At 71.1% G+C, this 16,128-nt stretch carries 6 protein-coding genes; 5 read left to right on the forward strand and 1 reads right to left on the reverse strand.

Translation table 11 applies throughout. The features are described 5' to 3' along the window. The first annotated feature begins 66 nt into the window (after positions 1 to 66). From OHA73_RS16850 to OHA73_RS16870, 5 genes are all read left to right on the forward strand, one after another. Positions 67 to 384, forward strand: a complete 318-nt coding sequence (locus OHA73_RS16850; RefSeq protein ID WP_266719471.1) for a hypothetical protein — start codon at positions 67 to 69, stop codon at positions 382 to 384. A gap of 44 nt (positions 385 to 428) precedes the next feature. Next, a complete protein-coding gene (locus tag OHA73_RS16855) occupies positions 429 to 1,151 on the forward strand; it encodes a hypothetical protein (RefSeq protein WP_266719469.1) in 723 nt (240 codons plus the stop codon). A 10-nt stretch (positions 1,152 to 1,161) separates the two neighbouring features. Beyond that, positions 1,162 to 5,637 carry a DUF6531 domain-containing protein gene (locus tag OHA73_RS16860; RefSeq protein ID WP_327655445.1) on the forward strand — a complete coding sequence of 1,492 codons (4,476 nt, stop codon included), beginning with the start codon at positions 1,162 to 1,164 and terminating at the stop codon, positions 5,635 to 5,637. Positions 5,638 to 5,913: 276 nt separating this feature from the next. Beyond that, positions 5,914 to 10,404: a DUF6531 domain-containing protein gene (locus OHA73_RS16865; RefSeq protein ID WP_327655446.1), complete on the forward strand. Its 4,491-nt coding sequence runs from the start codon at positions 5,914 to 5,916 to the stop codon at positions 10,402 to 10,404. A gap of 55 nt (positions 10,405 to 10,459) precedes the next feature. Next, entirely contained in the window at positions 10,460 to 11,482 is a 1,023-nt protein-coding gene (locus OHA73_RS16870) for a hypothetical protein (protein ID WP_327655447.1), read from the forward strand. Positions 11,483 to 11,560: 78 nt separating this feature from the next. Here the strand turns inward: OHA73_RS16870 and OHA73_RS16875 are convergent, their stop codons facing one another. Beyond that, positions 11,561 to 15,952 (reverse strand): FtsK/SpoIIIE domain-containing protein, encoded by a 4,392-nt coding sequence (locus tag OHA73_RS16875; RefSeq protein ID WP_327658475.1) that lies wholly within the window; start codon positions 15,950 to 15,952, stop codon positions 11,561 to 11,563. Between the last annotated feature and the right edge of the window lie 176 nt (positions 15,953 to 16,128).

Below are 16,128 nucleotides of genomic sequence, written 5' to 3' on the forward strand. Positions count from 1 at the left end.
CATCGCCCGGCCCCGCTCTCCCCGTGAGGGCGGGGCCGGGCGGCTGGGACAGGAGAGGAGACACCGATGAGTGGTCGCATCAGCGTTCCCGTGCAGGATCTGAAGGACACCGCCAAGGAGCTCCAGAACATCGGGGATCTGATCGGCAACTCCGCGACGCTCTACCACGCCGCCGGCGACGACGGGGATTTCAAGAGCCTGGCCGGCGACAGCAAGCTCGCGGACGCCCTCGACGCGTTCGACAAGGCGTGGGTGGCGGGTCACGAGCGGGTTCACGACAACGTGAAGAAGTTCTCCGACAACACGGACACGATCGCCGAGAACTTCACGCAGACCGACGACGAGACCATCAAGTCGCTGGACGAAGAGAAGCAGGACGCGTGACGGAAGAACGTCGCGAAGAACGTCACGCGGAAGGGAAAAGCACCATGACGGAACCGGGTACGGAACCGGGAACGGAGCGGCCGGAGACGGCCGCGCCCGCGGAGTACAGCCTGAGGTTCCCCGACTCGTGGTGGCACCTCGACCTCGACCCGAACACCCGGGACGCGTCGATCCGCCGCCGTATCGAGGCACAGGTGGAGAAGGCCCCGCAGCTGACCCGCGAGCAGGTGGACGGGCTGATCCGCAGCACGCGGCGCATCGCCCGCGAGGCGCACGCGAAGGGCGCGCTGCGGGCGTCGGGCATGCTCAGGATTCTGCGCGCGGGCAGCGGCCCGCTGGTGCTCAGCGCCACCACGGTGGTGCTGCGGATCTCCGTCCCCGAGGAGGAGGCGGAGGACCTGGCGGACCTCGTCATGGCCGCGGGCGTCCAGCTCGGCACCGACGCGGAAGGCAGCGGACTGCCGCCCGGCGAGGTGGAGTTCGTGGAGCTGCCGCACGTCGGGGCGGCCGGGCGGATCTCCCGTATCGAGGACATCGACTACAACGGGACGCGGGTGCCCACCGCGGTGCGGCACACCCTGGTCCAGGTGCCGAACAGCCACGACTATCTGGTGCTCGCCAGCTCCACCCCCAACGTGGATCTGGCGGAACAGTTCTACGAGGTCTTCGACGCGATCGCGGAGTCGCTCCGTTTCGGTGACCCGTCCGATACGGCCGCGGAAGCCGCCGACGCAAGCCCCATGGGCGCAACAGAACAGGGAAAGTGAGGTCGCGGCCATGGCGCGCCCTGCGGTGTCCGATTGGGAAGACGTCTTCGGGTTCTCGGACGACCCGACCCCGGGTGATGCGGACATGCTCGGAGACCTCGCCCGCCAGTACCGCTCCGTAGCGGACAACGCGGGCGACGCCCTGCCCCTCGTCTCCGGTCTGAAGAACAACCAGACCGGCGAGGGCAAGACGATGGACAAGCTCCGGGACAAGCTGGGCGACCTGGCCGAGCAAGTACGCAAACTGCACAGCTCGTACGACCAGGCGGCCGGCGCCCTGGACACGTACGTGCACTCGCTGCGCGATCAGCAGCGCAACGCCGACAACGCCCTGGAAAAGGGCCGCGAGGCCAAGGCGCGGCTCGATTCGGCCACCGATGTGGTGAGTGCGCTCACTGCCGACATCAGCCACCTCGACGGCCAGAAGCATCCGCCGGACGACAAGGCGGCACGGGCCAGCACTCGGCGCGCCCTGGACGAGGCGCACAGCAAGCAGTCCGGCGCGCAGGCGCAGGCCGACGACGCGCAGGCGGACCTGGATGCGGCCCGCATGCTCGCCGAGGACGCGCGGCAGGTGCGTGAGGAGGATGCCTCCGTAGCGGCGCAGAAGTTGGATGACGCGCGGGGCGAGTCGGTCGCGGGCTACAGCCTCTGGGACAAGATCAAGAAGGCGTTCAGCAAGGCGCTCGCGATCATCAGCGCGGTGTTGGGTGTGCTGGCGATGCTGATTCCCGGGCTTCAGGGGCTCGGCATCGCGCTCACGATCGGCGCCGTCGTCGCCGGCGTCGCGTCACTGGCCATCAATATCTCGATCATGGTCGAGACCGGCGACTGGGACATCGGCGAGATCATCCTCGGCGTCGTGGGCCTGGTCGCGGGCGGCGGTGCGCTGCTCAAGGGAATCAAGGGAATCGGTTCGGCCCTCAAGGGCGTCAAGCCCGCCTCGGCCAAGGCGGGCGACGCTCGTGGCGTGGGCCGGGGGCTGGGCAGCCGTAAGTGCAAGACCGACCCGGTCGACGTGGCCAGCGGTGAGATGGTGCTGCCGCAGACCGATCTGTCGCTGCCCGGCGTGCTGCCGCTGGCGATCTCCCGTACGCATCTGTCGACGTACCGCTGCGGCCAGTTCTTCGGCCCGTCCTGGGCCTCCACCCTCGACGAGCGCCTGGAGATCGACGACCGGGGGCACGTGTGGTGGACCCGCGAGGACGGGTCGATCCTGACCTATCCCAGCCTTCCCAGCGTCGAGTCCGGCGGCCCGGTGTGGCCCGAGGAAGGCGACCGCATGCCGCTGACCTGCGCGGGAACGGACGACGTCACGGGCCGGGTCACGTACCGCGTCACCGACCCTCACACGGGTGTCGTCCAGACCTTCGCGGATCACCCCGACGACGAGAACGGCCTGTACTGGCTGACCCGTTGGCACGACCGGAACGACAACGAGGTCACCGTCTCCCGTCTGGAGGACGGCACCCCGACCGAGCTCCTTCACTCCGGCGGTTACCGCGTCGAGGTCCGCTGCATCGCCGGCCTGATCACCGGCCTCTCGGTCGCCACCCCCGAGGGCCCCGTCGAGGTCATGTCCTACGAACACGACGCGGACGGCAACCTCACACACGTCATCAACTCATCCTGCAAGCCAATGGTGTTCGGCTACGACGACCAGTCCCGCATCACCTCCTGGGCCGACCGCAACGGCTCCGTCTACCGCTACGTCTACGACGACGCCAACCGCATCACCGAGACCGTCGGCCCCGAGGGGTACCTCTCCTCGAGCTGGTCGTACGACCTCGAGCAGCGGCGCACGCACTACACGGACGCCGTGGGCGCCACGCACATCTACCAGCTCAACGACCACCACCAAGTCGTCGGTGAGACGGACCCCCTGGGCCACACCACCACCTCCGAGTGGGACCGCTACGACAACCTGCTGGCCCGCACCGACGCCCTCGGCAACACCACCCGCTACGAATACGACCGGGCGCACAACTCCACGGTCGTCGAGCTCCCGGACGGCAGCAGGTCCACGACGGCGTACAACGAGCTGAACCTGGCGGTCACGGAGACGGGTCCGGACGGCGACGTCTCGCGGCAGGAGTTCGACGAGCGGGGCAACCTCGTCGCCTTCATCGCGGCCGACGGGTCCACCCACCGGCTGGCCCGGCACGGCACCGGGGCCCTCGCCTCCGTCACGGACCCGACGGGAGCGGTCGTCACGTACGAGACCGATGCCGCGGGGCTCACCGTGGCCCGCGACCGGGGTGACGGGAGCAGGACGACGGCCGAGCGCGACGCCTTCGGCCGCATCGTCGCCCTCACCGATCCGCTGGGCGCCGTCGTGCGCAGCGAGTGGACCGTCGAGGGGCTGCTGGCCAAGCGCACCGGGCCCGACGGCCGCGTCGAGCACAGGACGTGGGACGGGGAGGGCAACTGCTGCTCCGCCACCAACCCGGCGGGGGCCACCACCCGCTACGAGTACACCCACTTCGACCTGGTCGCGGCCCGCACCGGGCCCGACGGGGTGCGCCACACCTTCGGCTACGACCGGGAGCGGCGCCTCACGCAGGTCACCAACCCGCAGGGCCTGACCTGGGACTACACGTACGACGGGGCGGGCCGCCTGATACGCGAGTCCGACTTCGACGACCGTGAGGTCGGCTACGCCCACGACGCGTCGGGCCGCACGGTCGTCCGTACGACGCCGCTGGGCGAGGAGATCGCCTTCGAGTACAACTCCGTCGGCGAACTCGTGCGCAAGGACGTGGCGGGGACGGTCACGTCCTACGACTACGACCTGGCCGGGGAGCTCACCCGGATGTCCTCCGCCGAGTCGACGGTGGAGTTCGAGCGGGACGTCATGGGCCGGGTGCTCGCCGAGACCGTGGACGGCCGCCGCACCGCGTTCGGCTACGACGTCCTCGGCCGCCGCACCTCCCGCACCACCCCCACCGGCGTCGTCACCGAACTCACCTACGACGACCGGGGGAACCGCGACGGCCTCTCGATCGACGGGCACCGCGTGGCCTTCAGCCACGACGCGCTCGGCCGGGAGCTGGCACGTGCCTGGGGCGCGGAGACCGTGGCCGCCACGACCGCTTGGGACCTGGCAGGGCGCGCCGTCACCCGCGGCCTCACCGCCTCCGGCCGGGCGCTGCGCGACCGTCGCTACACCTATCGCGGCGACGACCTGCTCACATCCGAGACGGAGGCCGTCACGGGCCGGACCCGGCAGATGGAACTCGACCCGGCCGGGCGCCCGTTGACGGTCACCGCCGAGAACTGGACCGAGTCCTACGCCTACGACCAGGCGGGCAACCAGACGTCGGCGACGTGGCCGGAGAAGGCCGGCCGCACCGAGGCCCGCGGCGAGCGCACCTACACCGGCACCCGCGTCCAGGCGGCTGGAGGCGTGCGCTACGAGTACGACGCCGCGGGCCGCATGGTGCTGCGCCAGAAGCGCCGCCTGTCGAAGAAGCCCGACACCTGGCGCTACACGTGGGACGCCGAGGACCGGCTCACCGTGTGCATGACGCCCGACGGCACCCAGTGGCGCTACACGTACGACCCGATGGGCCGCCGCACCGCCAAGTACCGCGTGGCGGAAGACGGTTCGGTGGCGGAGACGGTCCGCTTCACGTGGGACGAGACCCGCCTCGCCGAGCAGACCGAAAGCACCACCGGCGTCACCACCACCTGGGACCACGAGGGCCACCGTCCCCTGACCCAGCTGGAGCGCAGGCCGCGGACCCAGGACCCGAGGACGCAGGAGGAGTACGACTCGCGGTTCTTCTCGATCGTCACCGACCTGGTGGGCGCCCCCACCGAACTGGTCGACGAGCGGGGCGACATCGCCTGGCGCTCCCGCGCCACCCTGTGGGGCACCACCAGCCGCAACCGGGACGCCGTCGCGCTGACGCCGCTGCGCTTCCCCGGCCAGTACGAGGACACCGAGACCGGCCTCCACTACAACTACTTCCGCCACTACGACCCCGAGACCGCGCGCTACGCCTCCCCCGACCCGCTGGGCCTCGCGCCGGCCGACAACCCGGTCACGTACGTCCACAACCCGCGCACCTGGGTCGACGTGCTCGGCCTCGCTCCGGAGAGCTGCTCGTCGGTCCCTCAGAATCAGCACCTTCCCACCAAGCGCGGCGCGTTCGTGGCGGCCAAGCGGGATCTGGGCATCAAGAAGGATCAGCTGCCCGACTACATCACTCGCCCGAACATGACGGACGGTAAGGGCGCAAATGTCTTGAAGAACGGCGAGCCGTTCGAGACCCGCCAGCTCCACTACACGCTCGACGACGGCAGAAAGGTGGCCATCCAGGACCACGGCGCCGGCCACATTTACGGTCCCAAGGGCACCCCCGGAAACCAGGGGCCGCACTTCAACGTGCGCCCCGACAACGGCCCCGACGACCTCCGAAACGGTAAGGTCCCCGGAACCTCGGAGCACTACAGCTGGGGTAAACGGCCCTCCAATGTCTGAATCGCGCGTACCGACCGGAGGGCGGCACATGGCCTGGACCGATCACGTCGTCCGGTCGACGGGACTCGTGAAGATCTACGGGGGCGATGTGCCACCCCTGCGCGGGGGTGCACCTGCACCGGCGCGGACGAGCTGAGCGCGGTGGAACGGCACGTCGACGTGCCGCAGGAGAAAGCGCAGTTCCTTTGGCGAGCAAGAAACCCGACCGTTCGTTACCGAATGCAATAGCCGTTGCCGGTCTGCCCGGAACCGGCCAAAAGAAAGTGGGAAATGGCCATGACTCGGCCTGCGGTGTCCGACTGGGAAGATGTCTTCGGATTCTCGGACGACCCGACCCCGGGCGATGCGGACATGCTCGGCGATCTCGCCCGCCAGTACCGTTCCGTCGCTGACAACGCGGGCGATGCCCTGCCGTTGGTTTCCGGTCTGGAGAACAACCAGACCGGCGAGGGCAAGACGATGGACAAGCTCCGGGAAAAGCTGGGCGACCTGGCCAACCAGGTGCGAAAACTGCACAGTTCGTACGACCAGGCCGCCGGCGCCCTGGACACGTACGTGCACTCGCTGCGCGATCAGCAGCACAATGCCGACAACGCCCTGGAGAAGGGCCGCGAGGCCAAGGAACGCCTTGAGTCCGCCACCGACGTGGTGCGGGCTGCCGGTGCCGACATCAGTCACCTCGACGGGGTGAAGCATCCGCCGGACGACAAGGCGGCACGGGCCAGCACTCGGCGCGCCCTGGACGAGGCGCACAGCAAGCAGTCCGGCGCGCAGGCCCAGGCCGATGACGCGCAGGCCGATCTCGACGCGGCCCGCATGCTCGCCGAGGACGCACGCCAAGTGCGCGAGGAGGACGCCTCCGTAGCCGCGCAGAAGCTGGACGACGCGCGGGACGAGTCCGTCGCCGGCTACAGCCTCTGGGACAAGATCAAGAAGGCGTTCAGCAAGGCCCTCGCCATCATCAGCGCCGTACTGGGCGTGCTCGCGCTGCTGATTCCCGGGCTTCAGGGGCTGGGCATCGCGCTCACGATCGGCGCCGTCGTGGCCGGCGCGGCATCACTGGGCATCAATATGTCGATCATGGCGGAGACCGGCGACTGGAACATCGGCGAGATCATCCTCGGCGTCGTGGGCCTGGTCGCGGGCGGCGGTGCGCTGCTCAAGGGACTTGGAGGGATCGGTTCGGCCCTCAAGGGCGTCAAGACCGTCCCGATCAAGACGGCCAACACCCGCTTCGTCGGCCGTGGTCTGGGCAGCCGTACCTGCAAGACCGACCCGGTCGATGTGGCCAGCGGTGAGATGGTGCTGCCGCAGACCGATCTGTCGCTGCCCGGCGTGCTGCCGCTGGCGATCTCCCGTACGCATCTGTCGACGTACCGCTACGGCCAGTTCTTCGGCCCGTCCTGGGCCTCCACCCTCGACGAACGCCTGGAGATCGACGACCGCGGACGGGTCTCATGGGCCCGCGAGGACGGCTCGATCCTCACCTACCCGAGCCTCCCCGCCTCCGACACCGACGAGCCGGTGTGGCCCGAGGAAGGCGACCGCCTTCCCCTGACCTGCGCGGGAACGGACGACGCCACGGGCCGGGTCACCTACCGCGTCGCCGACCCCCACTCGGGTCTCGTCCAGACCTTCGCGGATCACCCAGACGACGAGAACGGCCACTACTGGCTGACCCGTTGGCACGACCGCAACGACAACAACGTCACCATCGCCCGGCTTGAGGACGGCACCCCCACCGAACTGGCCCACTCCAGCGGCTACCGCGTCCAGGCCCACTGCATCGCCGGCCTGATCACCGGCCTCTCGGTCTCCACGCCCGAGGGCCCCGTCGAGGTCATGTCCTACGAGCACGACGCGGACGGCAACCTCTCCCACGTCGTCAACTCCTCGCGCAAGGCGCTGGTGTTCGGCTACGACGACCAGTCCCGCATCACCTCCTGGACCGACCGCAACGGCTCCGTCTACCGGTACGTCTACGACGACGCCGACCGCGTCACCGAGACCATCGGCCCCGAGGGGTACCTCTCCTCCCGCTGGTCCTACGACCCCGTCGGGAATCGCACCCACTACACCGACGCCTGCGGCGCCACGACCGTCTACCAGCTCAACGACCACCACCAAGTCGTCGGTGAGACGGACCCCCTGGGCCACACCACCACCTCCGAGTGGGACCGCTACGACAACCTGCTGGCCCGCACCGACGCCCTCGGCCACACCACTCGCTACGAATACGACCGGGCGCACAACTCCACGGTCGTCGAGCTCCCGGACGGCAGCAGGTCCTCGGCGACGTACAACGAGTTGAACCTGCCGCTCGCCTCGACCGGCCACGACGGGACGACGTGGACGTGCGAGTACGACGAGCGGGGCAACCCCACCGTCATGACCGGGCCGAACGGCGCCGCCCTTCGGTTCACCCATGACCGTGCGGGTGCCATCGCGACCGCGATCGACGCCGCGGGCGCCGCGGCCGCGTACGAGAACGACGGCGCCGGCCTGCCCCTCTCCGTGACCGACGCCTCCGGCGGAACCGCCCTGATCGAACGCGACGCGTTCGGTCGTCCCGTCACCCTCACCGACCCGCTGGGCGCGGTCACCCGCACCGTGTGGACCGTCGAGGGCCGCGTAGCGGAACGCACCGGTCCCGACGGCCGCACCGAACGTCTCACCTGGGACGGCGAGGGCAACTGCCTCACGCGCACCGACGCCGCGGGCAACACCGCCCGTTTCGCGTACACGCACTTCGACCGGCTCGCGGCCCGTACCGAGCCCGACGGCGCCCGGTGCACCTTCGCCTACGACGCCCAGCTCCGCCTCACCCGGGTCACCAACCCGCAGGGCCTGGAGTGGGACTACGTCTACGACAGCGCCGGCAACCTCACCAAGGAAACCGACTTCGACAACCGCGAGATCCGTTACGCCCACGACGCGTTGGGCCGGGTCACTGCGCGCACGACGCCGCTGGGCCAGGAGATCGGCTACACGTACAACGAGCTCAGCCAGCTGACGGCCAAGGACGCGGCCGGGGTGCGGACCGAGTACACCTACGATGCGGCGGGCGCGCTGGTCCGCGCGGCCTCCCCTATGTCCACGCTCGCCTTCGAGCGGGACATCACGGGCAACCCGCTGTCGGAGACGGTCGACGGCCGCACCACCCGCTACACCTACGACATCATGGGGCGCCGCACCTCCCGCACCACTCCCACCGGCGCGTACACCGAACTCGCCTACGACGGGGCGGGCAACCGCAGCTCCCTGGCCGCCGACGGCCACCGGATGGAGTTCGCGCACGACCTCCTCGGCCACGAGCTCGTCCGCTCCCTGGGCGCCGCCGCATCGCCGGTCGCCCTGACCACGGCCTGGGACCCGGCAGGGCGCCCCGTCGCACAGCGGGTGGCCGCCCCGGGCGGGGACGTCCGGTCCCGCACCTACGCGTACCGGGCGGACGACTACGTCACCTCCGTCACCGACGAGGTGACGGGGACCAGCCGACGGATGGAACTGGACCCGGCGGGCCGCCCGTTGACGGTCACCGCCGATGGCTGGACCGAGTCCTACGCCTACGACCGGGCGGGCAACCAGACCGAGGCCGACTGGCCCGACAAGGCGCACCGCACCGACGCCCGGGGCCCCCGCACCTACACCGAGACCCGGCTGCTCTCCGCCGGCGCGGTCCGCTACGAGTACGACGACGCCGGCCGCATGGTGCTGCGGCAGAAGCGCCGCCTGTCGAAGAAGCCCGACACCTGGCGCTACGAGTGGGACGCCGAGGACCACCTCGTCGCCTGCGTCACCCCCGACGGCATCCGCTGGCACTACACGTACGACCCGATGGGGCGCCGGACCGCCAAGTACCGTATGGCGGAGGACGGTTCGGTTGCCGAGGCGGTGTACTTCACCTGGGACGAGACGCGTCTCGCCGAGCAGCGGGACAGCACCACCGGCGTCATCCTCACCTGGGACCACGACGGCCACCGCCCGCTCACGCAGCTGGAGCGGAAGCCGAGGAGCCAGGACGAGTTCGACTCCCGCTTCTTCGCCATCGTCACCGACCTCGTCGGCACCCCCACCGAACTCGTCGACGAGCAGGGCGGCATCGCCTGGCGCTCCCGCGCCACCCTGTGGGGCGTCACCACACGCAACCGGGACGCGATCGCCCACACACCGCTGCGTTTCCCTGGACAGTACGAGGACCCCGAGACGGGGCTGCACTACAACTACTTCCGGCACTACGACCCGGAGACCGCCCGCTACACGACGCCGGACCCGCTGGGCCTGGAGCCCGCTCCCAACCCCCGCGCCTATCCGCACAACCCCAACACCTGGTTCGACGCCCTCGGACTCGCGCCGTGCGACGAACTGGAGTCCCTGGCCACCGACGTGAACAAGGTGCTGTCCAGGCGTGGCCAGTCGGGCCAGACGGTCGCCGCGGTCCGTGACAGGACCGGTGACATCTGGGTGGGCGGAACGAGCAAGGCGAAGCTGACTCCCGCGCAGCGGGACCTCGTCGAGGCCCGCGGAGCCAAGTTCCTCCCCAACGACCAGTACATTCCGCCGAGGATGCTGGCCGGCCACGCGGAGGAGAACCTGCTGGAATTCCTCGACAGGATCGGGCGGGTGCCCACGCACGGCGCGGCCAGCCGCAGTGTGTGCGAGGACATCTGCGAGCCTCTCATCACGGGATTCGGAGGCCGCGTGGAGGGACCCATTCACGTGCGGGACGCCGGCACCAAGGTCCGGCACTTCGTATTCCCAGGTTGACCACCGCGGGCGCACGGCGGCGCCCGCACCACCCCATCAGGAACGGGAAGCACAGATGCCCGAGGAGATCGCCCCTCAACTCGTCGGTCGGGAGACCGTCGAAGGAATCACGGAGGCCTGGGGAGAATTCGACGGCCGGCAGTTCCGGGACGGGACACTGCGACTGGTGACCCGCTCGCCGGAGCTGGTGTCCGTCAGGACCCTGCGTTCGTCCACCGAGCCGCGGCTCTTCTGCGACGACGTCCTCCACGTCCCGCTGACGGATCTCTACGAGGGCGCCTACGTGACACCGACCGGGGGCGGCATCGCGGCGTCCCGGCAGGACTCGGTGTCGTACCACTCGCGCGACGGCGCCGTGGAATGGAGCTTCAGGCACTTCCCCTGGGGCGGTGGCCCGATCGGCAGCGGGGCCTGTGCGGAGACCCCGGACGGGCAGCGGCTGCTCGCCGTCGTTCCGGGAACTCCGGGAAGCACCGGGGAATATCCGGGTGACCGCTGCGTCCTCCTCGAATCGGCCACCGGGAAGGTGCTCGACGAGGCGCCGCTCCCGTCGTTCTCCGCCTCCTACACCTTGGACGCGCCCTTCGCCCGGGTCTCGGCCTTCTTCCTGTCCGCGGGGCAGGGCCAGGACAGTGCCCACTCCTGGAAGGTGGACGTCGCGGACGACCGCCTGCACCTCACGGAACTCGCATCGGGCTTGGCGCGCGTGGCGGCCACGCAGGACGACAGGGTGCTGGTGCAGGATGTCGGCGGCAGTTGGCTGCAACTGCGCGGTGTCCTCCCCGACGGGACTACGCAGGTCGAGTCCGAGGTGCGCCCGGAAGGCCTGCGGACGGCGGAGGAGTCTTACATCACGGGCGACTCCGGATTCGTCGACGCGTCCCGCGCCATCGCCGCCGTGGGCGAGGAATGGTGGTCCGAGGAGACCGAGCATTTCCTGCTCGACACAGCGGACCTGACCGTTCGTCAGCGGATTCGGTACCCGTTCCCGGACGGCCCGGACGCCAAGGCCCTCGGCGACGGAACGTGGATCACCGTGCACGAGGACGAAGTGCAACGGTGGCGGATCGCGCCGTAACGAACCCGGTTCGCACACCGCAGAGGGCCCCCGCCGAACTCATCGGCGGGGGCCCTCTGTCGTAGCTGCCGCAGGACCTCAGCCCTCGGCCGCCGGCAACACCGTCTCCGGCACCTGCACCGTCCGCAGCACCCCGTCCCCCAGATGCAGCATCGCTCGCCCGGCGGTGGGTGCGTTCAGGCGGCTGCGGGGGATCTTGACGCCGATCAGGTCGCCGTCGCTCATGTTCTGCGGCTTCAGGAGGAGGCCGCAGCGGTTGCGGCGGGCCTCCGTGTGCCAGCCGGAGAAGCCGGAGGAGAGGCGGTCGGTCTGGCCCGCGATCACCAGACCGCGGCCGTTCTCCGCACCGGACTTGGCGATCTGGGTGAGGACGGGCTCGGCCTTCGTCTTCAGCAGCAGGTCGGCGTCGTCCAGGATCACCACGGCGCCCTTCGGCGCGGACGCGAGCACCTGCTCGAGCGCCATGGGGTCGATGTCGGACTCCTCGTAGACCGCGAGGACGCCGGGCCGCCCGGCGAGCCGGCGCAGCGGTGACCTGGAGGGCGCGCCGATGACGAGGGGCGCGCCGACCGAGAGCAGCGACATCGCCAGCGTCGACAGGACCGTGCTGCGTCCCGAGCGGGCGGGCCCGGAGACCATGAACGTCGGCGTCACGGAGAAGTCGGGGCCGACCGCGGCGAGTTCGTCGCCGCCGACACCGGACATCGCCCACCGCGGCGACGGCAGCGGGCGCGGAACGTACTGGATCGCCTGCTCCCAGGTGAGCCGGTCCGGGAGGGTGTCGACCCGGAACGGACGTGTCCCGGCAGGGAGCCCCGCGGACTGTGTCCGGCAGTGTTCGGCGATCTGGTGGAGCGCCCCCGCCTGCGCCTGGCCCTCCGGGTTGTCCGTGAGGAGCGCGATCTGCACCTCCGCCTTGTCGGCGGCGCGGAAGGCGCGGCCCGGCGGGATCTCGTCCGGCACGTTGCGCTGGGTGATGCCGATCTGCCCGTACTCGGACTTCTCGTTCAGCTTGAGGACGAGCTTGTCCTCGGTGGAGCCGTTGACCCGGCTGGAGAACAGCGCACGGTCACCGGTCATCAGCAGGTGGATGCCGACGCTCGCGCCGTCCCGGAGCAGGTTCATGACGGAGGTCAGCAGGTTCCCGGAGTCGTACTCGCCGAGCTGCTTGTCGAAGACCTCCCAGCGGTCGATGAACAGCACGATGTGCGGCGGGCGTTCGGCCTCCGGCAGCGCGCGGCGGAGCTCCGGCAGGTCGGCGCTGCCGCGCGCGGCGAGCATTTCCTGGCGGCGGGTCAGCTCCTTGGTGAGGCGGACCAGCAGCCGGGCGACGCGGTCGGGCTGGGTGCGCTGGGTGATGGCACCGCAGTGCGGCAGACCCTCGATGGGCAGCAGCGCGCCGTTGCCGCAGTCGATGCCGTACATGTGCAGCTTGTCGGCGGAGTGGGCGAGCGCCATGGCACCGGCGATGGTGCGCAGCGCCTGCGACCTGCCCTGGCGGGGCGAGCCGACGATGTGCAGGTGGCCGAGGGTCGCCGGATCGATGACCAGCGGCTGCCTGGCCTGCTGGGCGGGCAGGTCCACGACGCCGTACGGGACGGGCTGGAGGTCGTAGTGCGAGGGGGCGGGGGCCGGGAGGTCGCGGGTGACGAGGACCTCGGGCAGCGGAGGGAGCCAGGGGCTGTGCTGCCGGGGGATGCCCATCTCCCGGTCGGCCGCGCGGATCGCCGTGACGAGCCCGGTGAGGTCGGTCTCGACCTCGGCGGGCGCGGCGGCGGCGCGGGGGCGCGCCGGGAGCGGCTCGCCGAGGTGTTCCCAGCCGACCGCCACTGCCCAGGGGGCGGGCAGGGAGATCGTGGAGGCGCCGGGGCGACGGCCTCCGACGCGTCCGGACTGGAACGGGACGAGGGAGTTCTGGCCGAGGCGGACGTAGGCGCGGCCCGGGTTGCTCTGCGAAATCCCGGCCGCTTCACCGGAGTTGATGACGTCCTGGCTCTCGCCGGAGTCGGTGACGCGGAGCGCGATGCGCAGGTTGGTGTTGGCGCGGATCTCCGAGGAGACGACGCCGCTGGGGCGCTGGGTCGCGAGGATCAGGTGGATGCCCAGCGAACGGCCCCGCTGGGCGATGTTGACCAGGCCCTTCACGAAGTCGGGCAGGTCGCGGACCATCGAGGCGAACTCGTCGATGACGATGAGGAGTCGGGGCATCGGGTCGCGGCCCGACCCCGGTTCGCGCTCCAGGAGGTCGATGTAGTCCTCGATGTCCTTGGCCCCCGCCGCGGCGAGGATGTGCTCGCGCCGGGTGAGTTCGGCCGTCAGCGACACCAGGGCCCGCTCGACGAGGTGGGCGTCGAGGTCGGTGACCATGCCGACGGTGTGCGGCAGGTCCACGCAGTCCTTGAACGCGGAGCCGCCCTTGTAGTCGACCAGTACGAAGGTCATCGCGTCGGGGCGGTTCGCCACGGCGAGGGACGCGACGATGGTCTGGAGGAGTTCGGACTTGCCGGAACCCGTGGTGCCCGCGACGAGGCCGTGCGGCCCGTCGCGCTTCAGGTCCAGGTGGAACGGGCCGTCGAGGGAGACACCGACCGCCGCGCGGGTCGAGCGGCCGCCGGCGAGCCAGCGCCCCCGGATGCCGGCGGCCTGCGGCGGGTCGAGGGCGAGGACGTCGAGCAGCCGCGCGGAGGCGGGCAGCACGGCGGCCTCCTCGTCGCCGCCGCCCGGGTCGCGCAGCGGGCCCATCGCCCGGGCCAGCGAACGGCAGTAGTCGGCGGAGACCAGGTCGGGCCGGACGCCGGTGACGGTGCCACGGCCGGAGCGGCCCACCCGGATGGTGCCGCCGGGCTCCTCCGCGACGACGGCGAGGCACTCCTCGGGCAGCAGCCGCTCCTCGGCGTCGAGGCAGACCGCGCGGACGCCGACGGCCGGGCCCTCGCGCAGGATCTGCGTCACGCCGGGCAGCGAGCGCAGCCTGCGGGCGCCGTCGAGGACGACGAGCACGTCGGGTCCCGCGGGCTTGCCGCGCCGTTCGGCCGCCGTCGCCGTGGCGCGTTCGGCGATCAGCGCGGTGAGTTCGGCGACGCGGAGGGCGCAGCTCTCGGTGCCGTAGCCGATGGAGGCCGGGGTGTCGCCCGACTTCTTGCGGACGTGCGGCAGCCAGCGCAGCCAGGACCAGCCGTCGCGGCCCTGTTCGCCGGTGGTCAGCAGGTGGATCTGGAGGTCGCGGGGGCTGTGCAGGACGGCGGCCTGGGCGATGGCCCAGCGGGCCACGGAGCGCGCGCCGGGCCCCTGGCCCGCGATGCCGAGGACGTGGTGCTCGCGCAGCGGCACCGTCACGGGGACGTCGTAGGCGGTCCACGGGTCCTGGCGGCGGTGCTCGTCCTTCGTCGGGTCGTGGAGCACGACGTCGGAGTCCATGTCGGCGGTGCCGACGCGCAGTTCGAGGAAGTCGGCGTCGGTGGCGCGGCGCTCCCAGAGGCGGCGCCGGGGGCCCACGGCGGTGAGGACGACCTCGGCCGGGTCGGGGAAGCCGCGGCGCCGGGCGGTGCGTTCGGCCGTCAGGGCCTCGTTCGCGTCGCCCTCGATGCGCGCCTTCTTCTCCTCGAACTCGGCGACGCTGTCGGAGTGGGACTGGCGGCCGCTGCGCCGGCTCACCACGTAGTTGCCGACGACCACGACCGGGGACAGCAGCCCGAACAGCAGCATCGACGTGCGGTTGAGGACCAGCGCGCCCACGACGGCCATCACGATCGGGGCCGCGGCGGTGATCCACGGGAGCGGCCGGGCGGCGAGCGGGGCGGGCGGCGACGGCAGGGTGAAGCGGGTGGCGCGCTCGGCGGGGTGCAGCCGCGGCGGCCGGTTGTAGTCCCAGCCGGTGCCGTCCTCGGACGCTTGCACGGCGGCGTCCGGCTTCTGCGGGAGCGCGAGCTCCAACAGGGCGCCGCCGACGAGAAGTTGCGCGCCGACGGGCCAGGCCACCGCCTCGGTGACCTTCTCGCGGTCCAGCTGGAGCGAGCCGTCGCCCGGCACGGACGCGTCGGGCGCGATCCGGCAGCGTCCGCCGGGGCCGACCGTGAGCACGGCGGACGGCAGGTCGGGGACGGCGCGCAGGACCTGGGCGGAGCCGTCGTGGCCGAGGCCGATCCGGTACTCCCCCATGTCGATCCGGTGCACGGCGCCCGCTCCGGGACCGCCGACCGCACGGACCTCCACCAGGCCGTCCGGTTCGGCGGCCGCGGTGCCGGCCGGGCGGCCCAGGCCCACGATGGAGGCGTGTTGGAGCGGCGCGTCCCGCAGCCGCAGGTCCCCGGGCAGCAGCCGGTCGTCGGCGTACAGGCCGAGGCCCTCCGGGGGCCGGTGGACGCCTCCCGCCCCGGCCAGCGCCTCCGCGACAGCGCTCATGGGCGTGTCGGGGTCGGCGTCGAGGTGGACGTCGAACGCGTCACCACCCGCCTCGACCACGGTCAACATCAACGACACGAAAACGTCCTCCAGCCAGGGTGAATGGGGGCGTGGGCAGCCGCGGTCGACGGCTCCCGTACCACTGACGTGACTACGGGGCCGGTCGGCGGACGGTTCACGGAACTTTCCTGTGAACCATCCGCAGGCCGGCCCCGTAGTGGCCATCGGGTGCACGGCGCAGCGAC

This window comes from Streptomyces sp. NBC_00483 (assembly GCF_036013745.1).
Taxonomy (GTDB): Bacteria; Actinomycetota; Actinomycetes; order Streptomycetales; family Streptomycetaceae; genus Streptomyces.